The sequence below is a fragment of the Nocardioides zeicaulis genome (genome assembly GCF_042432345.1).
GTDB classification, from domain to species: Bacteria; Actinomycetota; Actinomycetes; order Propionibacteriales; family Nocardioidaceae; genus Nocardioides; species Nocardioides zeicaulis.
Genome location: NZ_JBHLXH010000001.1, coordinates 502,668 through 521,970 on the forward strand (window position 1 = coordinate 502,668; position 19,303 = coordinate 521,970).

At 73.3% G+C, this 19,303-nt stretch carries 19 protein-coding genes and 1 riboswitch; of the genes, 9 read left to right on the forward strand and 10 right to left on the reverse strand.

Translation table 11 applies throughout. The annotated features are described in order from the left end of the window. Positions 1-4: 4 nt before the first annotated feature. The 4 genes from ACFFJG_RS02505 to ACFFJG_RS02520 all read left to right on the forward strand — a co-directional run bounded on the left by ACFFJG_RS02505 (position 5) and on the right by ACFFJG_RS02520 (position 2,827). A complete protein-coding gene (locus ACFFJG_RS02505) occupies positions 5-1,519 on the forward strand; it encodes a sensor histidine kinase (RefSeq protein ID WP_378517033.1) in 1,515 nt (504 codons plus the stop codon). Further along, positions 1,516-2,169 carry a response regulator gene (locus tag ACFFJG_RS02510; RefSeq protein WP_378517034.1) on the forward strand — a complete coding sequence of 218 codons (654 nt, stop codon included), beginning with the start codon at positions 1,516-1,518 and terminating at the stop codon, positions 2,167-2,169. The genes ACFFJG_RS02505 and ACFFJG_RS02510 overlap by 4 nt, the downstream gene beginning before the upstream one ends. Positions 2,170-2,345: 176 nt before the next feature. Next, positions 2,346-2,537, forward strand: a complete 192-nt coding sequence (locus ACFFJG_RS02515; RefSeq protein ID WP_378517035.1) for a Flp family type IVb pilin — start codon at positions 2,346-2,348, stop codon at positions 2,535-2,537. Between the two features lie 89 nt (positions 2,538-2,626). Continuing rightward, entirely contained in the window at positions 2,627-2,827 is a 201-nt protein-coding gene (locus ACFFJG_RS02520) for a Flp family type IVb pilin (RefSeq protein ID WP_378517036.1), read from the forward strand. Between the two features lie 131 nt (positions 2,828-2,958). Here the strand turns inward: ACFFJG_RS02520 and ACFFJG_RS02525 are convergent, their stop codons facing one another. From ACFFJG_RS02525 to ACFFJG_RS02550, 6 genes are all read right to left on the reverse strand, one after another. Then, a complete protein-coding gene (locus tag ACFFJG_RS02525; RefSeq protein WP_378517037.1) occupies positions 2,959-4,152 on the reverse strand; it encodes a hypothetical protein in 1,194 nt (397 codons plus the stop codon). A gap of 58 nt (positions 4,153-4,210) precedes the next feature. Beyond that, on the reverse strand, positions 4,211-5,200 hold the full coding sequence (locus ACFFJG_RS02530; protein WP_378517038.1) for a C40 family peptidase: 990 nt from the start codon (positions 5,198-5,200) through the stop codon (positions 4,211-4,213). Between the two features lie 27 nt (positions 5,201-5,227). Further along, positions 5,228-5,361, reverse strand: a riboswitch (cyclic di-AMP (ydaO/yuaA leader). A 125-nt stretch (positions 5,362-5,486) separates the two neighbouring features. Then, a complete protein-coding gene (locus tag ACFFJG_RS02535) occupies positions 5,487-5,693 on the reverse strand; it encodes a hypothetical protein (RefSeq protein WP_378517039.1) in 207 nt (68 codons plus the stop codon). A gap of 90 nt (positions 5,694-5,783) precedes the next feature. Beyond that, the gene (locus ACFFJG_RS02540; protein ID WP_378517040.1) at positions 5,784-7,151 is read right to left on the reverse strand and encodes a hypothetical protein; all 1,368 of its coding nucleotides are present in this window, start codon (positions 7,149-7,151) and stop codon (positions 5,784-5,786) included. Beyond that, positions 7,148-8,386, reverse strand: a complete 1,239-nt coding sequence (locus tag ACFFJG_RS02545; protein WP_378517041.1) for an NYN domain-containing protein — start codon at positions 8,384-8,386, stop codon at positions 7,148-7,150. Before ACFFJG_RS02545 ends, ACFFJG_RS02540 begins: the two co-directional genes overlap by 4 nt. Positions 8,387-8,396: 10 nt before the next feature. Continuing rightward, entirely contained in the window at positions 8,397-8,672 is a 276-nt protein-coding gene (locus tag ACFFJG_RS02550) for a hypothetical protein (RefSeq protein WP_378517042.1), read from the reverse strand. A 98-nt stretch (positions 8,673-8,770) separates the two neighbouring features. Between ACFFJG_RS02550 and ACFFJG_RS02555 the strand changes: the two genes are divergently transcribed. Continuing rightward, positions 8,771-10,561 carry a DEDD exonuclease domain-containing protein gene (locus tag ACFFJG_RS02555; protein WP_378517043.1) on the forward strand — a complete coding sequence of 597 codons (1,791 nt, stop codon included), beginning with the start codon at positions 8,771-8,773 and terminating at the stop codon, positions 10,559-10,561. A 36-nt stretch (positions 10,562-10,597) separates the two neighbouring features. Here the strand turns inward: ACFFJG_RS02555 and ACFFJG_RS02560 are convergent, their stop codons facing one another. Next, the gene (locus ACFFJG_RS02560) at positions 10,598-10,876 is read right to left on the reverse strand and encodes an Lrp/AsnC family transcriptional regulator (protein WP_378517044.1); all 279 of its coding nucleotides are present in this window, start codon (positions 10,874-10,876) and stop codon (positions 10,598-10,600) included. A 154-nt stretch (positions 10,877-11,030) separates the two neighbouring features. Here ACFFJG_RS02560 and ACFFJG_RS02565 point away from each other — a divergent pair, with 154 nt between their 5' ends. Genes ACFFJG_RS02565 through ACFFJG_RS02575 form a run of 3 tightly spaced genes read left to right on the forward strand, consistent with a single transcriptional unit; the run spans position 11,031 to position 15,998 of the window. Next, entirely contained in the window at positions 11,031-13,949 is a 2,919-nt protein-coding gene (locus ACFFJG_RS02565; protein WP_378517045.1) for an Ig-like domain-containing protein, read from the forward strand. Positions 13,950-13,977: 28 nt separating this feature from the next. Then, positions 13,978-14,607, forward strand: a complete 630-nt coding sequence (locus tag ACFFJG_RS02570) for a hypothetical protein (RefSeq protein WP_378517046.1) — start codon at positions 13,978-13,980, stop codon at positions 14,605-14,607. Further along, positions 14,604-15,998, forward strand: coding sequence for a hypothetical protein (locus tag ACFFJG_RS02575; protein WP_378517047.1), 1,395 nt, complete (start codon positions 14,604-14,606; stop codon positions 15,996-15,998). Before ACFFJG_RS02570 ends, ACFFJG_RS02575 begins: the two co-directional genes overlap by 4 nt. Positions 15,999-16,005: 7 nt before the next feature. On the opposite strand, the gene trpD is transcribed toward ACFFJG_RS02575, so the two are convergent. Together trpD and ACFFJG_RS02585 are read right to left on the reverse strand one after the other, a co-directional pair. Next, positions 16,006-17,037: an anthranilate phosphoribosyltransferase gene (trpD, locus tag ACFFJG_RS02580; protein ID WP_378517048.1), complete on the reverse strand. Its 1,032-nt coding sequence runs from the start codon at positions 17,035-17,037 to the stop codon at positions 16,006-16,008. 42 nt (positions 17,038-17,079) lie between these two features. Further along, complete coding sequence (locus ACFFJG_RS02585) at positions 17,080-17,490, reverse strand: Rv3143 family two-component system response regulator (protein WP_378517049.1); 411 nt, start codon at positions 17,488-17,490, stop codon at positions 17,080-17,082. A 53-nt stretch (positions 17,491-17,543) separates the two neighbouring features. Here ACFFJG_RS02585 and ACFFJG_RS02590 point away from each other — a divergent pair, with 53 nt between their 5' ends. Further along, positions 17,544-18,419, forward strand: a complete 876-nt coding sequence (locus ACFFJG_RS02590) for a glycosyltransferase 87 family protein (RefSeq protein WP_378517050.1) — start codon at positions 17,544-17,546, stop codon at positions 18,417-18,419. Here ACFFJG_RS02590 and ACFFJG_RS02595 read toward each other — a convergent pair. Further along, the gene (locus tag ACFFJG_RS02595; RefSeq protein WP_378517051.1) at positions 18,328-19,257 is read right to left on the reverse strand and encodes a cytochrome c oxidase assembly protein; all 930 of its coding nucleotides are present in this window, start codon (positions 19,255-19,257) and stop codon (positions 18,328-18,330) included. The genes ACFFJG_RS02590 and ACFFJG_RS02595 overlap by 92 nt on opposite strands. Positions 19,258-19,303 lie beyond the last annotated feature (46 nt).

Below are 19,303 nucleotides of genomic sequence, written 5' to 3' on the forward strand. Positions count from 1 at the left end.
GCACATGTGGCGGGTGACCACGGCGATCCGGGTCTTCGCACTCGCGCTCGCCACCGGCATCGTGCTCTCCGACGACCGCGCCGGCGTCTCCGGGCCGCTCCTCGCGGCCCTCGGCGTGATCGCGGCCACCGGCTCCGCGCTCGACTGGACCACCGACCTGCGTCGCACCGGCTGGACGGCGACGGCCGAGATGCTGCTGGCGGCGCTCATGCTGGCGAGCGCGGACCCGTCCGCCGGCCTCTACGCCTACCTCGCCGCGCCGCCGGTGGTCGCCGGCCTGCGCCAGGGCCTGGTGACGACCGTCAACGTCGCCTTCGTCGGTGCGCTGGGCGTGCTGGCCGCGGTGGGCGCGGCGACCGGCTCCGACCCGCGCCCCCAGCTCATCGACGCCGGTCCGTGGGTGCTCAGCGGACTCGGTGCCGGCCTGCTCACCAGCTGGCAGTCCCGCTCGCTGCGCCACCTCGACGCCCGCCGGGCGCCGTACGAGGCCGCCCACCACCTGATGGCACAGCTGCACGGGCTGGCGCGGCGGCGCGAGGTCGGCCTCGACACCGCCCAGCTCGCCGCCGACCTCGAGTCGCACCTGCGGCGCGCCACCGGCGCGACCGCGTCCGGGGTCTGGACCGGGTCGGTCGAGGAGGGGCTGGTGCTGCTGTCGAGCTACGGCGACACCACCTCGCTCGCAGCGGAGGTGGGCCGTCCTCCCGAGGCACGCTCCCCCGGCGTGCGCGTCCTCCCCATCCAGGGCACCGAGGGTGTCCTGGGCTTCGTCGCCCTCTCCGGGGTCCTGCGCTGGAACGAGGAGATCGGCGACAAGGCCGCCGAGGTCACCGACAACTTCGCGCTCCGCATCGACACCGCGGTCCTCTTCGACGAGCTGCGCTGGATGGCCACCTCCGAGGAGCGCAACCGGCTGGCGCGCGAGATGCACGACGGCGTCGCCCAGGAGATCGTCGCGCTGGGCTACGTCGTCGACGAGATCGCCTCGATCTCCGACGACCCGGAGGCCCGCGCGCTCGCCGAGGGGCTGCGCGACGAGATCTCGCGCGTCGTCGGCGAGCTGCGCTACTCCATCTACGACCTGCGCCACACCGTCTCCGACCACCGGCTCTCCGGGGCGCTCTCGGAGTACGTGCGCGAGCTGGTGGCCACCGGCACGGACCTGCGCGTCCACCTGACCTTCGACGAGTCCGGGGCGCCGCTCTCGGCGCGCACCGAGACCGAGCTGCTGCGCATCGCGCAGGAGGCCATCAGCAACGTGCGCCGGCACTCGCGGGCCGAGAACCTGTGGGTCACGTTCGTCACCGACGGCGTCCAGTTCCAGCTCACGATCGAGGACGACGGGATCGGCAGCGCCGCCCCGCGTGACCGCCACTGGGGCCTGCAGACCATGACCGAACGGGCAGCCGGCATCGGCGCCGTCCTCGAGGTGTGCAACCGTGACCACGGCGGCACCCGCGTCCACCTGAGCACCCACCACCACGCCACTGCGGCACGAGAAGGGACCTCCCGCCCATGACCACGACCGTGATGCTCGTCGACGACCACGAGCTGATCCGACAGGGCCTCGCACGCGCCTTCGAGCGCGACGACGACATGGACGTCGTCGGCCAGGCGGGCAGCGTCAACGAGGGCCTCGCGGTCTTCCGCGAGCTCCAGCCCGACGTGGTCGTCACCGACCTTCAGCTGCCCGACGGCCTGGGCCTGGAGATCGTGCGGGCCCTGCGCGCCGACAGCGAGACCGTGGGCCTGGTCGTGCTGACCATGCACGCCGGCGACGACCAGATCTTCGCCGCCATGGAGGCCGGGGCGTCGGCGTTCGTCGGCAAGGACAGCAAGGCCTCCGAGGTCGTCAGCGCCGCCAAGCACGCCGCGGTCGCGCCCCGCACGTTCCTCTGCGCCGGGCTGAGCGCGGCGATGATGCGCCGTGCGACCACGCCCGCGGCCCCCCGCCTGTCGGGGCGCGAGGAGGAGGTGCTGGTGCTCCTCGCCGAGGGTCTCGGCACCAGCGACATCGCCGGCCGGCTCTACCTCAGCGAGTCGACCGCCAAGACCCACATCACCCACATCTACCAGAAGCTGGGCGCCGCCAACCGCGCCCAGGCGCTGGTCACCGCGATGCGGATGGGCATGCTCGACAAGTCCCCGTCGCGCGAGCTCGGGCGCTGACCACCGGACGTACCAGGCCGGTCGCCGCCGGGGTGATCGCAAGATAGTCATATCGGACTACCCCCCTGCGGCCGTTCTCCTGATTCGCAGCCGGGCCGGTTCCAGCAGAGTTGTCCTCGACGGGTCCTGCTGGGCCTGGGACCCACACACCACGACTTGCCTCAAGGGGAAATCACATGATTGAGAAGCTGCAGTTCATGACGATCATGCTCGTCAACGACATCAAGGCCAAGCGCGACGAGCGCGGCGCCACCGCCGTCGAGTACGGCCTCATGGTCGCCCTCATCGCCATCGTCATCATCGGCGCCGTCAGCCTCCTCGGCGGCAACCTGAAGAACCTGTTCAACAGCGCCGCCAGCAGCGTCTGACACACCGCCTCACCGCGGTCGTCGAGGCCGGTGCCGTGTCTCCCACGGCACCGGCCTCGTGCTCTATCCCCACTCCGGAGGTGAATCCCATGTTCCTGTCACACCTCGCCGCCCTCCTGGTCGCGGCTCTCACGACGCCCGAGCGGGACGAGGACGAGCGCGGCGCCACTGCCGTCGAGTACGGCCTGATGGTCGCCCTCATCGCCATCGTCATCATCGGTGCCGTGTCGCTCTTCGGGCGCAACGCCACCTCGCTGTTCTCCGTGCCCGCCAGCATCTTCAACCGCTGACGCCGGGCAACGCCCCCAGCACCCGCACGCCACGTCTCCAGGAGCCCCCGGCACCCGCTGCCGCCAGGGCTCACCCAGGCCGGCGCCCCACGGCGCCGGCCTTCGTGCTGCCCGGACCCGCCCGGACGCTGTCAGCCGACCAGCGCCGCCAGCTCGGAGCGCCACAGCCGGACCAGGCGCTCCACGGGCAGGCCGGCACGGGCGAGCGCCGCGTCGACCGGCTCACCCCCGGCTGCGGCGTCGTAGAGCCGCAGCAGCCCCTGCTCCCCCAGCTCGCCGGCGACCACCCGGCACGCGAGCCAGGCCTCCTCGTAGCGGGCCTGGAGGTCAGCGGACCGGGTGCCGAAGGCCGCGTCGGCCGGCAGCCCCCGCGGGACCCCGTCGCGGCGCGCCGCACGCACCGCCCGGCCGAGCGTCGTGCGGTCCGGCAGCGCGACGTCACGCAGCGCGACGTAGTCGGCGAACCCCTCCAGCAGCCAGGTGGCCATCGGGGTGCGGGTCGCGTCGGTCGCGACGTGCACCAGCTCGTGGCTGAGCACGACCTGGGCCCCCGCGCCACGGAGCCGCGACGTCACGTCGGGGTTCACGAAGACGTGGACGGGGGCCGAGGCCCCGGTGCTGCTGCCCGCCGCAGTGGTCACGGCGGCGATGCCGGCGTACGTGCCCGGCTGCGCGCCGAGGGTCTCGTCGAGCTCGGCGGCGCTCGCCGGCACCTCCACGACCACGGACGAGGACCAGCGCGGCAGCACCCGACGCACGACGTCCACGCCGTGCACCGCGCGCCGCGCCACGGTGCGGGCCAGGCGCCGGGGCCCGTCGACGAGGACGACGGCACCGCGCAGGCGGGCCACGGAGAGCCGGTCGCGCAGCCACAGCGGGAGGCGCGCGCTCGAGCCGGCGGGCGGGGCGTCGAAGCCGGTCAGCGCGAGCCGGTCGCCGTCGGGGGCGAACGACGCGACGACGTCGGCGCGCGAGGTCCCGGCGTCGACGTCACCGAGCCGCCACGTCAGCTCGACGACCCCCGTCCAGCTGCCGTCCCGCGCGACCGGGCCGGCCTGGTCGACGTAGCGCGCGGTGACGCCGCGCAGGTCGAGCGCACGGGCGTTGTCGGCCACGCCGGACAGCAGAGTCCGCGCCGCCTCGTCGCCGCGGGGCGCCAGTGCGGTCAGGCCGTCGAGGTCGCGCGACGCGACCGCTGAGGTGAATCCCTCGAGGAGCCGCGCGGCCGCCGCCGGGCTCGCGCGGGGCGCGTCGACGGGACCCGTCGGCACGTCCTGGCGTCCGTCGCGCAGGACGACCACGGCCAGGGCGCCGACGACCAGCACGCACAGCGAAAGGCCGGCCGTCCACAGCAGTGGACGGCCGGCCTTCGAGCGCTGCGGGTCAGCCAGGGCGGACCGCGCCGACGTACGGCATCGAGTAGAGGCCCGAGACCGTCACGCCCGCGCCGGGGTTGGCGGCGTGGACGATCATGCCGTTGCCGATGTACATGCCGACGTGGCTGATCGGGCTGTAGTAGAAGACGAGGTCACCCGGCTGCAGGTCGCTGGCCGCGACGTGCGGGCCGGAGCCGTACTGGGCCGACGACGAGTGCGGCAGCGAGACGCCGGCCTGGGCCCAGGCACGCATGGTCAGGCCGCTGCAGTCGAAGGCGCTCTCGCCGGCGGCCCCGTAGACGTAGGCGTCGCCGACCTGGGCCATCGCGTACTGGATCGCCGCGGCGGCGCGACCGGAGGCCGGCACCGAGCTCGGGACCCGGGCGCTGGTGCTGCGCGAGGCGAGCAGCCGCTCGCGCTCCTTGGCCTCGAGGTCGCCGAGCAGGTCCTTGGCCTCGGCGAGCTTGTCGTCGACGGTCTGCTTCTCGTCGCTGAGCTGGTCGGTGAGCTCGGCGATCTCGTCGGCCCGCTCGTCGGTGGCCTCCTGCCGGATCTGCAGGGCCTCGAGCTGGGTGTCGTAGTCGGAGAGCAGCGAGCTCTGGAGGTCGTTGAAGGACGACATCGTGGACAGCGAGTCGAGGAATGCGCCGGGGTCGTCGGACACCACGATCTGGCCGACGGTCGAGATGCCCTCGCCCTCGAGCTGGCGCACGACCGAGTCGGAGACCTGGTCGCGGACGGCGTCGAGCCGCTCGTCCTGGCGCTCCTGGTCGGCCTTCAGGCCGGCGAGGTCGCGACGCAGGTCGGCGAGGTCGAGCTGGGCGTCGTGGAGACGCTCCTGTGCGGCCTCGGCCTCGTGGTAGAGGCGGTCCACACGGGCCTTGACGGTCTTGATGTCGGGGTCGGCCTGCGCGGGGGTCGCAGGGACGAAGGCGATGGCAGCGATCGCGGTGAGACCTAGGACGGTCGCGCCAGCACGCTTGCGGGGGTGAGCCACGAGCGGGGGAACTCCTCGGGGTGTCGTACGCCTACCGGGTGAGCTGACGGGTTCGGCACGACTGTCCTACCCCTGCTCCTCGTGCCGCTCGCGCGACACGCCTCGCAGGGGATTCACCCCAGGGGGAAGTGTGGTTCCCCGGCTCGACGGCCACAGTGGTGCGGGGGACGTGGCCTTCGACTCGGCGCGACGCCCGCGCAGGTCGGGTGACCCACTGTCCGGACGTCGGGGACAGCCTAGACGCCACCGGTGCGCCTCGCCAATCTTCCCCGGAGTTCGTGTCGACCTAGGCCGACTCGATGACCGGGCCCTCCCGGGGCTCGACCAGCCGCAGCGGTGGCACCAGGCCGCCCGCGGCGAGCACGTCGAGCGCCGCGAGCTCGTCGTCGTCGACGGTGAGCTCCGGCGGCGGCCCGAGCAGCACGCTCACCACGCAGTCGTGGCAGTGCAGTCCGCGCACCACGCAGGTGTCGCAATCGATCCGTGTCGTCATGTCCCGAACGGTGACAGGACCCACCGACAACGGCCCCCGGCCGCGTGTCGCCGCGCGTCGTGCGCAGGTGGGCGCGGGCGGACGCCGACGTCAGCGGCGCACGTAGCAGGTCCAGCCGTCGCCGCACGGACGCGGCTCGAACGCGGGGTCGTCCCGCACCAGCGCCTCGGGGCGCGAGCCGTCCTCGACCACGACGAGGTCGGCCCGACCCACCGCGACCCGTCCGCCGTCGTCGCCGTCGATGAAGTCGAGGAACGCCGCCTGGTCGGCCGCGCCGAACGCGTCGAGCGGGTTCCCTGCCCACAGCCGCGCCCCGGACACCGCCAGCGCCTCCGAGAGCGGGGCGGGGGCCAGGACCGACGCGGAGCCCTCGGCCCGCACGACCTCCGCGACGCGCGCGACCACCGCGGGTGACGCGCCGAGCACCGCGGGGCCGCGGAGCAGCGCCACCGGGACCGCCACGACGACGGCGACCAGGCCCACCGCCACGGCGCCGCGCACGACATCGGGGCCACGGGGCCGGTCCCCTCCCGGGCGCGGCGCCGGCACGAGCACGGCGAGCAGGAACAGCAGCCAGACCCCGTGCCGGGCGGCGCTGGCGGTGGCGAGGCAGAGCCCGGCGACGGCGACGTACTCCCACAGGGGCCGCCGCCTGCGCAGCACGACCACGAGGAGGGCCAGGCCGGCGAGCAGCATCAGCACGTCGAAGGGCGAGCCCGGCGAGGGCCTGGCCCACAGCCCCTCGTGGCGCTCGGCGGAGACGTTGCGCAGGACCGCGAGGTAGTAGGCCGGCGTCGACCAGAGCTGGGGGGTGGCGCACAGGGCGAGCAGGCTGGCCGCACCGACCACCACCGTCTCGAGCGGGCGCCGGGGCAGCCGGTCGACGACGAGGTACGCCCCGAGGACGCACACCCCCATCAGCACCGCACCGTGCAGGTTGCCCCACACCGCGACGAGCGGCACGGCCCACCAGATGCCGCGGTCGGGCCGCCGGTGCTGGCGCACCAGGAGGGCGAGCAGCACGGCGAAGGGGACGAGCGAGAACGTCTGGGCGCGCACCACGCCGAGGGTCGACAGGGAGCCGAGCACGACCGCCGCGACCGCACCCGCCACGGCCGCGTCCGACGCACCGCGCGCCCGCGCGGTGGCGGCGAGCACGGCCAGGGCCACGCAGGTGGCGAGGAGGTGGGCGACGACGACGGCGCGGGCGCCGAGGTCGTGCAGGGCGGACGCGAGCAGCTGCGCCAGCACCGGCACGTCGTGCCAGCCGCCCGTGTCGGCGACCGCGAAGGGCACGTCGTCGGGGACCGCTCCCGTCCGGCGCACGTGGTCGCCCATCGCGACCAGCCAGTCCCAGTCGCCGCCCACGGTCACGAACTGCGCGACGACGCCGACGCCCAGCACGAGCGCGACCAGCGTCCAGCGCCAGTCACCCAGCGCGCGTGCGGCCGCGCTCACCCGATCAGGCCGATCAGCCCGGGCGAGGGCACCACCCGGGCACCCTCCCTGGCCACGTCGGCCGCCAGGGCCTGGTCGCTCGTCACCACCACGACGACCCGCCCGCGCGGCTCGGCGGCCACGAGCTGGCGGATCACGTCGTCGGCGATGACGCCCTCCGGGCTGAAGACGACCTTCACCCCGCGCGGGGCCGGCACGACGGTGCGAGCGGTGGAGGCCGCCGCGTCGAAGACCACGGTCGTCTCGGCGCCGGTGCGCGCGACGAGCGGGCCCAGCGCCGTCACCAGGCGGCTGCGCTGCGCCTCGAGGCTGGCGTTGCCCCAGGTCTGCTTGCTGACGTTGTAGCCGTCGACCAGCAGCCGCGCCCGCGGCAGCGCGAGCATCTGCTCCAGGGTCGCGGGCGAGGCCGGCGCGCTGCTGGCGGGGGCGTCGCCGGCGCCGACCAGCCCCGCCTCCACGACGTCGCCGGGCGCGCCCTCGACGGCAGGCAGCCCGAGCTCGCGCCGCAGGCCGGTGGCGGCCTCGAGGACCGTCTCGAGCAGGTAGCGCGCCCGCAGCGTGGCCTGGTCGCGCGACGAGCGTCCCTCGCGCCGCTGCGCGGTGAGCGCACGCTCCGCCTCCTCGGCCAGCTGGCGCGCCCGGCGTACGTCGGTCTCGGCGCGCGCGGTCGCCTCGCGGGCCCCGGCGACGGCCTCGTCGCGCTCCGCGACGGCCCGGTCGCGCTCGGCCTCGGCCGCGCGCAGCTCGGACCGGGCGCTGCCGAGCCGCTGGCGCAGGACCTTGTGCTCGGCGCGGGCGGCCTCGAGCTCGGCCGCGTGCGCCTCCTGCTGCTGGGCCACCTCGGCCTGCAGCGACGCGACACGGGCCTCCAGCCGGGCCAGCTCCGCCGCGGCGGAGTCGTCGGCCGAGCGCGTGTCGGCGAGGTCGGCGGCGACGGCCGTGACGACCCCCTGCCAGCCCTCGGGGCGCGAGAGCCAGGCCCGTGCGGCCTCGTCGAGCGGGTCGTCGCCGCGGACCGGGACCGCGGCGACCTGCACCGCCGCGTGCTCGCGGAAGTCGTCGTCGGCGAGCGCGTCGCGGATCGCGGCCGAGCCCAGCCGGGCGCGGCGCGCAGGAGCGAACCCGGCCACCTTGCGCAACGACGCCGGCACCGGCGTCACGGACGGGAGCACGGCCGCCACCAGCGCCACCACCCGGACCCGGAGCCGCTCGGGCAGCTGGTCCAGCTCAGTCACGGACGTGCCGTCAGTCCGCGGCGGGGTCGTGCGCGGTGTCGGCCGAGGCCCGGTCGACGACCTCGATGGCGTCGCTGCGCCCGCACCAGCGGCACGAGACCGCCTCGAGGGACTCCGAGCGGACGTCCTCCTCCTCGACCCGGTGCTCGCCGGAGAGGTCGAAGTGCCAGTACTCGGTGGTGCGGCGGGTCCGGGTGACGTCGAAGCGGGTCAGGTTGCCGCAGCCGGCGCAGCGCCACCGCTCGCCCTCGGCGGGCACCCGGAGGTCGGCGGTCTGGTCGGTCACGGTGTCTCCTGCGGGATCGAGGTGCTGGCGGGTCCGGCTCGCCAGCCTAGTGCGCGCGTCGCGACCCCAGTGTCGGATCCCCCGTCTACGTTGCGGGCATGGGCACGACCGGCACGACCGCCACCGCCGGCAGCACGCGGTGGGAGGCGCAGCGCACCTTCGACGAGCTGGGCCGCCCCCTGCGCGACCTCACGTTCTGCGTGGTCGACCTCGAGACCACCGGCGGCTCCGCGGCGGGCGGCTCGATGATCACCGAGATCGGCGCCGTGAAGGTGCGCGGCGGCGAGGTGCTCGGCGAGTTCCAGACGCTGGTCGACCCCCGCACCGACATCCCCGCCTTCATCGCCGTCCTCACCGGCATCAGCAACGCGATGGTCCGCGACGCGCCGCCCATCGAGTCCGCGCTCCCGGCCTTCCTCGAGTTCGCGGCGGGCTGCGTGCTGGTGGCCCACAACGCCCCGTTCGACGTCGGGTTCCTCCAGCACTTCGCCGCCCAGCAGGGACGGCCCTGGCCGCGCTTCGAGGTGCTCGACACCGCCAAGCTGGCGCGCCGGGTGATCACCCGCGACGAGTCCCCCAACTGCAAGCTGTCGTCGCTGGCCAAGGTCTTCGACGCCACCACCACGCCCAACCACCGCGCGCTCTCCGACGCGCGCGCCACCGTCGACGTGCTCCACGGGCTGATGGAGCGGCTCGGCGGCCTCGGCGTCCACACGCTCGAGGAGCTGCAGACGTTCTCCTCGCGCGTCACCACCGCCCAGCGCCGCAAGCGCCACCTCGCCGAGGGCCTCCCCCACGCCCCGGGGGTCTACCTCTTCCGCGACGAGCGCTCGCGCGTGCTCTACATCGGCACCTCGCGCGACCTCCGCACCCGCGTCCGCACCTACTTCACCGCCTCCGAGACGCGCTCGCGGATGGGCGAGATGGTGGGGCTCGCCACCTCCGTCACCGGGATCGAGTGCGCCACCCCGCTCGAGGCGGAGGTGCGCGAGCTGCGCCTGATCGCCGAGCACAAGCCGCGCTACAACCGGCGTTCCCGGTTCCCGGAGAAGGTGCACTTCGTCAAGCTCACCCGTGAGGCGTGGCCGCGGCTGTCGCTGGTGCGCCGGGTGCTCGACGACGACGCCGACTACCTCGGCCCGTTCTCGTCGCGCAAGACGGCCGAGAAGTGCCTGGCCGCCCTCCACGAGACCTTCCCGGTGCGCCAGTGCAGCGGCCGCATGCCGCAGGTCCCGTCGGGCTCGGCGTGCGTCCTGGCCGAGATGGGCCGCTGCCTGTCGCCCTGCGACGGCACGGTCGACTCCTCGACCTACGCCGCGGTCGTGCGCCAGCTGCGCGACACCCTGCTGCGCCGCCCCGACCGCGTGGTGGAGGCGATCAACGAGCGGATGCAGGCCCTCGCCGAGCTCGAGCGCTTCGAGGAGGCGGGCGTGCACCGCGACCGGCTCTCCACGTTCGTGCGGGCCGCGGCCCGCACCCAGCGCCTGACGGCGCTCACCCGCTGCCCCGAGGTCGTGGCCGCGCGCCGGGAGGACACCGGGCGGTGGGCGGTCCACGTCGTGCGCCACGGTCGGCTGGCGGCCGCTGGCGTGATCCCGCGCGGGGCGGACGCGCACCAGTTCGTCCGCGAGCTCAGGGCGAGCGCCGAGACCGTCTCCACCGCGCCCGGTCCGGTGCCGGCCGCGACCGCCGAGGAGACCGAGCGGATCCTGCGCTGGCTGGAGTCACCCGGCATCCGCCTCGTCGACGTCGAGGGCGACTGGGTGTGCCCCGTCGCCGGCGCCGCGCGCCACCTCGCGGTCTACGACGCGGTCAACGAGTCGCGGCTCTCGCTGACGCCCTTCGACGAGCAGCGGCTGCCCTCCCCCGTGCACCGGCCGGCGCGCTGACCGCGCCGGCCGGGGAGGCCGGGGCCGGGAGGGGCCTCAGTCGAGGCCGATGCTGAACGCCGACTCGAGGTCGTGGCGCGAGTAGGTGCGGAAGGCGATGTGGGTCTCGGTCTCGGTGACGCCGGGCACCTTGTTGAGCCGGTCGGCCACGACTGCTGCGACGTCCTCGTGCTCGCGCACCCGCACCAGGGCGATGAGGTCGACCTGACCGGTGACGGAGTAGACCTCGCTCACGCCGTCGATGCCCGCGATCGCCTCGGCGACCTCGGGGATGCGGGCGACGTCGGCCTTGACGAACACGATGGCGGTGATCATGGCGCCACCGTATCGCCGTACGTCCGCCACCTGCAGGTCTGACCGATCGGTCGACCCCCGTAGTCATTTCGGGCCATGCGCGGACCATTCGGGAGTCACGCACCGTGACCCGCCCCTAGCGTGGCGCAGTCATCGACCTGTCTCAGGGGGAATAGTGCGTCGTCTCGTCCCGGCTGTCCGCAGCCGCTCGCGCCGAGTGGTCACCGCATCACTCGGCCTCGCCGTTGCCGTCAGCGGCCTCGCAACGGCCGTTCCGACGGCCTCCGCGGCCACGGCACCCAAGGCGCCCACCGCCCTCGCGGTCCGCCTGCCCAACAGCGCCACCCCGGTGCTGACGTGGGAGCGCTCGACCGGGGCCACCAGCTACCAGATCCAGATCGACAACGACTCCTCGTTCTCGTCGACCGAGATCAGCGAGAACACGCGCAACGCCCGCTACGTCCCCACGCGCAACCTCACCCGGGGCACGCAGAACTGGCGGGTCCGTTCCGAGCGGGGCGGCGTGTACTCGGCATGGACGACCGGCACCTTCACGGTCAGCCCCGTCACCGTGCCGGTCCCCACTGCTCCCGCCAACGGTGCCGTGCTGCCGCAGCCCGACGCTCCGCCGCTGCTGCGGTGGCAGACCAGCCGCGGTGCCGTCTCGTACACCGTGGAGGTCGACGGCGACGCCGACTTCATCGGCGCCAAGAGCTACACGACGCGCACCACGTCGTTCGCGGTCCCCGAGGCACTCCCCGCCGGCGACTACTTCTGGAAGGTCACCGCCACCCTCGAGGGAGGCTTCAACAGCCAGCCGTCGCCGACCAGCAGTTTCGTCCTCAACGCCCTGCCGTCCCCCCGGCTCACCTATCCCATCGACGACATCAACGTCGCGATCGAGGACGTCGTCTTCGACTGGGAGCCGGTGCCGGGGGCCATCACCTACGACCTGCAGGTCGCGACCGACTCCACGTTCAACAACTTCGCCTTCAAGGCCGACAACCTCTACGGGTCCCGGTACTCGCCGGCCACCACCCTCTACAACGACCAGTTCTGGTGGCGCGTGCGAGCCGTGGACCTCGCCGGCCAGCCGACCGCCTGGTCGACGGCCAGGTTCAGCTTCCAGCGCAAGTGGCCCCAGTACGCCCAGGCGCAGTGGCCGACGGGGCTGCTCAGCACGCCGGACGCGTCCGTCGCGCCGAGCGACGGCGACAAGATGTTCTTCCAGTGGTCCCCGGTCAAGCACGCCTCCCGCTACGAGCTCGCCGTGGCGCTGGACCGCAACTTCTCCAGCTCGACGCGCACCTGCATCACTGCGTCGACGACCTACGCGCCTCGCGACGGCAGCGACTGCACCTTCTCGCCCGGCACGATCTTCTACTGGAAGGTGCGCCCCCTCGACGACCCGTACCCGGGTGGTCTCCCCGGCGTGTTCTCCGACATCCAGAAGGTGAAGTGGGGCACCCCGCGCGCCATCGGCACCCCGCCCGCCTCGGCCGACAGCCAGGTGGCGGGACTCAGGGCCAGCACCACCGGTGTCGGTGCCATGTCGTCGGACTCGTGCGGGGTCAAGGCGTGCGGCTCGATCTCCACGACGCCGGTGCTGTCGTGGGACAAGATGGACGGCGCTTCCTCGTACCTCGTCTACTACGCCAACGACGCCAACTTCACCACGACGCCGGCGGGCACCACCTACTTCACCACCACCAACAACGTCTTCGCGCTGCGTGACTCCGACCCGAAGAAGGCACTCCCCGAGAGCCAGGCCGGTCTGCCCTACTTCTGGTACGTGCGCCCGTGCTGGACGCAGAACGTCGAGGGGTCGCCCTGCGGCCCCGACCCGGTCTCGAACAGGGACGACCCCACCCTCGGCTGGCACAGCTTCGTCAAGACGTCCCCCGCCGTGTCCGGTCTGCAGTCCTCGGACCCCGCCGGCTCGGACATCACGTTCACGTGGAACGACTACTACGACACCAACCAGGCCGCCGGGAACGTCACGTTCGCCTACCCCGGGCAGCAGACCGCCAAGCAGTACCGGATCCAGGTCGACGACGAGCGGAGCTTCGCCGAGCCGCTCGTCGACCAGGCTGTCGTGGACCAGGCCACCTACACGGCGGGAGACCGTCTCTACCCCGAGGGCCGGCTCTACTGGCGGGTCCAGGCGATCGACGCCCAGGACAACGGGCTCACGTGGTCGGACCCGGTCGAGCTGGTCAAGTCGAGCCCCGCACCGACGCTCCTGTCCCCGATCGGCAACGCCGCTGTCGCGGGGGCCGCTCCCCTGCAGTGGGCGCCCCAGCCCTTCGCCCGCAGCTACGAGGTCGAGGTCTACACCAACGGCGACACGGCGTTCTCCCCGCCGAACCGCGTCATCAGCGCTGCGGTCTCGAACCCGGCCTACAGCCCGACCGAGCCCCTTCCGGCGTCGTCCACGCCGTACGTGTGGCGCGTGCGTCGCATCGACTCGCGCGGTAACCAGGGTCCCTGGTCCTCGGGCACGTTCGTGTCGCTCGGCAGTGCACCGGAGCCCCTGGCGCCCGCCGCGGGTGCGATGCAGGCCTTCGACGGGTCCTACTTCGAGTGGAGCGACGTCCCCGGCGCCGCGTCCTACCAGCTCTCGGTGAGGAGCGCCACGGAGAACCTGCTGTGGACGACCGTCGGTACGGCCTTCGCGCCCTCGGAGCTGCACACCGGCAGCTTTACCTGGCAGGTCACCGCGCTGGACGCCAGTGGTCGCCGTCTCGGGACGAGCGCAGCCCGCTCGTTCTGGGTCGACGCCGACGCCCCGCGCGTGAAGAAGGTCTCGCCCGGCAAGCTCACGCCCAAGTCCACGCTCAAGGTCACCTTCAGCGAGGCCGTCAAGGGCGCGAGCAAGAAGACGGTCACGCTCATGAAGGCCAACGCCAAGGGCAAGTTCAAGACCAAGGTCAAGGCCAAGGTCAAGGTCGTGAAGAAGGGTCGCCAGGTGCTGATCGACCCCAAGGGACGACTCAAGCGGGGCACCTACCAGATCGTGTTCACCACCAACCGGATCAAGGACCGGGCGGGCAACAAGCTGGTCGACGTGACGGCTGCCGTGCCTGGCCTGTGAGGCTGCCACGATCGACTAGCGTGCGCCCGTGACCTGGCTCGCTGACCACTGGCTCGACCTCCTCGGCTGGGGAGGGAGTGGACTCCTCGTCTACTCCCTCCTCCAGGCGAGCGTGCTGAGGCTGCGGGTCCTCAACGCCGTCGCGTGCGTCATCCTCATCGTCTTCAACGCGCTGCTCGCGGTGTGGCCGATGGTCGCGATGAACGTCGTCCTGGTCGCGATCAACCTGTGGTTCATCGTGCAGATGCTGCGCGACCGGCACGACGAGACGGCGTTCCAGGTGCTCGAGGTCGGTCCGGGCGACGAGTACCTGCGCCACGTGCTGCGGGTGCACGGCGAGGACATCCTGCGCTTCAACCCCGACTTCGTGCACGACCCGGGGCAGGCGCAGGGCGCCTTCCTGGTGCAGAAGGGCGACGAGACGGTCGGCGTCGTGCTGCTCCGCGAGGAGGGCGAGACCGCCCACGTGCTGCTCGACTACGTGACCCCGCGCTACCGCGACTTCTCCCCCGGCGAGTTCGTCTGGCGGCGCAGCGGCCTGCTCGCCGACCACGGCATCCGCCGGGTCGTGACCCCGCCCGCGATGGTCGGCGCCTACTACGACCGCCTCGGGTTCGAGCGCGACGGCGACTCGTGGGTGCTGGACGTGCGCCGGTGATCACCTACGTCATCCGCCGGGTGATGCCCCTCGTGGGGCTGGCCGCCATCGTGGGGGTGCTGGTCGGGCTGCAGGACGTGCCCGCCGTCGGCGCCGACGCGTGGCTGCACCTGCGGCTCGGGCACGAGTTCCTCTCCGGCGGCTGGTCGCTGACGCACCCCGGTCACCTCGGCGTCTACGACACCGCGACCTGGTACCCCACCCAGTGGGCCTCGCAGGTCGCGATGGCGTGGTTCGACGACCGCTTCGGCATCGGCGGGGTGATGTGGCTGTCCGGCACGGCCATCCTCGCCACCCCGGTCGTGCTCTACCTGCTGTGCCGGCGCTACGCCGCTCCCCTGCCCACCGTCCTGGCCGTCGGGGTGGCCGTCTGCGCCGCCGCGCCCGGCTTCTCCGCCCGCCCCCAGGTGGTGAGCTACCTGCTCATCGCCGTGGTGATGGGCGCCTGGCTCGAGACCGCCCGCGACGGGCGGCCGCGCTGGTGGCTCGTGCCGCTGGCCTGGGTGTGGGTCCCGCTGCACGGCATGTGGATCGTCGGCATCACGATCGGCGTGGCCGCCGTCGTCGGGATGGCGCTGACGCGGGAGCACCCTCGCGGCCTGCTGCTGCGGCTGGCCGCGATCCCTGTCCTGTCGGCGCTCGTCGCCTTCGCCACCCCGCTCGGCGCGCACGTCGTCGACGGCATCGCGGGCGTCGGGTCTCGCAACGGCGCCCTGACCGAGTGGGACCCGCCCGACTTCACCAGCCCCAACGCGCTGTTCCTGGTGCTCATGATCGTGGTCGTCCTCGTCGTCCGCCTGCGCGGCGGCGAGCCCACCGACTGGCCGACGCTGATGCTGCTCGGGCTGGCGATGGCGTGGGGGCTCTACACGCTGCGCACGACCATCGTCGCGGCCGTGATGCTGGCCCCGCTGCTCGCGATGGCGCTGCAGCACCTGGTGCCGTCGGTCGGTCGTCCCGGCAGGCGGGAGGTGGGGCTGGTCGCGGCGATCGCCGTGCTCGGCAGCGCCGCGATGGCCGTCGTCGCCTCCCAGCGGGACGACGACGAGGTCGTCGCCGCCTGGGTCGACGACCGCCTCGCGGCGATGCCGGCCGGCACGAAGGTGCTCAACGACTGGGAGCTCGGCCACTACACGATGGCCCGCCACCCCCAGGTCCAGCTCGTCATGCACGGCTACGTCGACATGTTCACCACCGGTGAGCTCGACCGGAACCTCCGCATCGCCAAGGTGGAGCCGAGGTGGGACACCTCCGTGGAGGCGCTCGACGCCGACTACGGCTTCGTCGACCCCAACTCCGCGATGGGCTACGCGCTGGTCCACCAGCTCGGGTGGACCGAGGTCGAGGGCGACGACGACTTCGTGCTGCTGCGTCCGCCGGCCGACGGCTGACCCCGGCTCAGCCGGCCGAGCTCGCCGCCACCCAGCGCTCCAGCGCCGCCCGCGCGTCACCGGAGTCGATGGCCTCCGCGGCCCGCGCCACGCCGGCCGGCAGCGACTCGGCGACCGGGAGCTCGGGCTGGCCGTGCACCGCGAGCGCGGCCCCCGCGTTGAGCACCACGGCGTCACGGACGGGGCCGGTCTCGCCGTCGAGGACACGGCGTACGACGTCGGCGTTGTGCGCCGCGTCGCCGCCGCGGAGGTCGTCGGTCGTGGCGCGCGCGATGCCGAGGTCGAGCGGGTCGACGCTGGTCCGGGCGACCTCCCCGCCGCGGACCTGCCAGACGGTCGAGGTCGTCGTGGTCGTCAGCTCGTCGAGTCCGTCGTCGCCGCGGAAGACCCACGCGTCGACGCCGCGCCCGGCCAGGACTCCCGCCATCACGGGCGCCATCCGCGGGTCGGCGCACCCGATGGCCTGGGCCTGCGGCCGGGCCGGGTTGGTCAGCGGTCCGAGGATGTTGAAGGTGGTCGCGATCCCGAGCTCGCGACGCGGCACCGCCGCGTGCCGCATCGCCGGATGGAAGGCGGCGGAGAAGCAGAAGGTGATCCCGGCCTCCTCCGCGACGGCCGCCACGCGGGCCGGGCTGAGGTCGAGTCGGATGCCCAGCGCCTCCAGCACGTCGGCGGAGCCGGACTTCGAGGACGCGGACCGGTTGCCGTGCTTGACCACGCGCGCGCCCGCGCCGGCGGCCACGATCGCGGCCATCGTCGAGATGTTGACCGACATCGAGCGGTCGCCGCCCGTCCCGACGACGTCGAGCAGCCGGCCCGGCACCGAGATCGGGTTGGCCGCGGCCAGCATCGCCGCCGCGATGCCGGCGACCTCCTCGACCGTCTCGCCCTTGGCGCGCAGCGCGACCACGAGGCCCGCGACCTGGACCGGCGTCGCCGCGCCGGCGAACACCTCGCCCATCGCCCATCGGGCCTGCTCCGCGGTCAGGTCGCTCCCCGCGACCAGGGTGGAGAGGACGTCGGGCCAGGTGTGGGACATGCCGTCAGGCTAGTGGGCGAGCGACGTCGCGCCGGGTGCGGCTCAGGTGGTGGCGGGCACCGACGGGCGCAGCAGGCCGATCACGGCCTCGGCCAGCTGGAGCGGGTCGATCGGGTGCGGCACGGCAGCCTCGGCGCGCGACCAGGTGGCGAGCCAGGCGTCCTGCGGACGACCAGTGAGCACCAGGACCGGCGGGCACTGGTAGATCTCGTCCTTGAGCTGCTTGGCGATGCCCATGCCCCCGGCGGGCACGGCCTCGCCGTCGAGGATCGCGAGCGCGATGTCGCCGCGGTCCATGTTCTGCAGCACCACCGGCTCGGTGGCGACCTCGACGTACTCGAGCTCGGGCAGGTCCGGGTGGGGACGACGGCCCAGCGCCAGGATGACCTGCTGCCGGGTGGTGACGTCGTCGCTGTAGACCAGGACCTTCAACGTCTTCGTGGAGTCGCTCACGAGATCCATCGTATCCACGGACGGCGCCCGCGTCGTCGCCTAGGCTCCGCGTGGTGGAGACCAGCCTGGCGCGACGCATGCTCGCCGTCGCCGTGTGCTGGTTCCTGGCGGTCGTCGGCACCTTCGAGTCGGCGGCCCACCTCGCCCTGAGCGGCGTCGGCTGGGACGCCCGCGCGTACTGGGGTGCGTGGCGGGGGTCGATGTACGAGGGCCACGTCGGCGACCCGGGGCACTTCCTCTACAGCCCGGCGTTCGCGCAGATCGTCTGGCCCCTCGCCCACACCACCTGGCCGGTGTTCGTCGCGGTCCTGGTCGTGCTCAACGCCGTCGGCCTGGCGTGGCTGCTGCGACCGCTGCCGCTCCTCGTCGCCGTGCCGCTGTGGGTGGCCGGCTCCCAGGAGGTGCTCTCGGGCAACGTCTTCGTCCCGATGGCGGTCGTCGCGGTGCTGGGGATGCGGCTGCCGCAGCTGTGGGCGTTCGTCGCGCTGACCAAGATCACGCCGTGCCTGGGACCGGTGTGGTTCGCCGTCCGCGGGGAGTGGGGCGCGGTGGCGCGCGCGGCGGCCGCGACCCTGGCGGTCGTGCTCGTCTCGGCCCTCGTGGCCCCGGGCCTCTGGGTGGAGTGGGGCCACTTCCTCCTCGACCAGGCCCGCGTGTCCGGGGGCCCGACCGGCTGGGAGTTCATCCCCGGCCCGCTCTACCGCGTCCCGGTCGCGCTGGTGCTCGTCGTGTGGGCCGCCCGCACCGACCGGGTGTGGCTGCTGCCGGTGGCGATGGTGCTGGCCACGCCCTTCCTGTGGAACGGCTCGTTCACCCTGCTGGCCGCCATCCCGCGCCTCAGGGCGTACGTGCCTCGCGACGCTCGGCCAGGTCGAGGCGACGATCCTCGCGTGAGGCCTCCTTCATCGACGACCGCACCCACTGGGTGAACAGCACCGCGAAGAACAGCACGCCCACGAGGTCACCGCTGGCCCACAGGATGCCACCGGCCAGGTGCTGGTCCTCGAGCGCGGGCGGCAGCCACGAGGCCATCGGCCCCTCGCGCAGCGCGAGGTAGTGCGCTGCGCCGATCAGCGTCGTCTGCCCCATGATCGTCACGCCGAGGAAGGCGTGGAAGGGCAGGGTCATGATCGTCAGCAGCACCCGGAACGGGTAGCCGACGCGCCCCGGCAGCGGGTCGATCCCCATCAGCGGCCAGAAGAAGAGCGTGCCGACGAGCACGAGGTGCACGTGCATCATCTGGTGGACGAACGACGAGGCCAGGCTGGCGTCGTACCACGGGCTGAAGTAGAGGGCCCACGGCGAGGCGACGTAGAGGACGAACGCCAGCGGCGCGAAGGCCAGCACCTTCGCCACCCTCGAGTGCAGGACCGCCAGCAGCCAGCGGCGCGGCGTCGCCGGGAGCGTGCGCAGCGCCAGCGTGACGGGCGCGCCGAGGGCGAGCGCGAGCGGCACGACCATCGACAGCACCATGTGCTGCACCATGTGGACGCTCAGCAGTGTGGTGTCGTAGCGGCCCAGCCCCGAGAGCGTCGCGAGCGCGAACGACCCCATGCCGAGGCCGACGAAGGCGAGGGTCCGGCCGACGGGCCAGCGGTCCCCGCGGCGGTGCAGGACGGTGACGCCGAGGACGTACAGGCCCGTCCCCCAGACGACCACGATGAACGGGATCGGGTCGATCCCCCAGTCGGTGAACACCCGCCCGAGGGTGAACGGAGGAAGGGTCTCGGCGGCTTCCTGAGAGGCAGCGGAGAGGGAGATGAGCACGGTGTGAACTTTATGACGGGGCTGTACAGGGGGTCGGGGTGCCCCT

What these genes read in the sequence shown, in the direction of transcription:
- ACFFJG_RS02505 (WP_378517033.1), top strand. Translation starts at nt 5, where the DNA reads ATGTGGCGGGTGACCACGGCGATCCGGGTCTTCGCACTCGCGCTCGCC.
- ACFFJG_RS02510 (WP_378517034.1), top strand. Translation starts at nt 1,516, where the DNA reads ATGACCACGACCGTGATGCTCGTCGACGACCACGAGCTGATCCGACAG.
- ACFFJG_RS02515 (WP_378517035.1), top strand. Translation starts at nt 2,346, where the DNA reads ATGATTGAGAAGCTGCAGTTCATGACGATCATGCTCGTCAACGACATC.
- ACFFJG_RS02520 (WP_378517036.1), top strand. Translation starts at nt 2,627, where the DNA reads ATGTTCCTGTCACACCTCGCCGCCCTCCTGGTCGCGGCTCTCACGACG.
- ACFFJG_RS02535 (WP_378517039.1), bottom strand. Translation starts at nt 5,693, where the DNA reads ATGACGACACGGATCGATTGCGACACCTGCGTGGTGCGCGGACTGCAC.
- ACFFJG_RS02555 (WP_378517043.1), top strand. Translation starts at nt 8,771, where the DNA reads ATGGGCACGACCGGCACGACCGCCACCGCCGGCAGCACGCGGTGGGAG.
- ACFFJG_RS02560 (WP_378517044.1), bottom strand. Translation starts at nt 10,876, where the DNA reads ATGATCACCGCCATCGTGTTCGTCAAGGCCGACGTCGCCCGCATCCCC.
- trpD (WP_378517048.1), bottom strand. Translation starts at nt 17,037, where the DNA reads ATGTCCCACACCTGGCCCGACGTCCTCTCCACCCTGGTCGCGGGGAGC.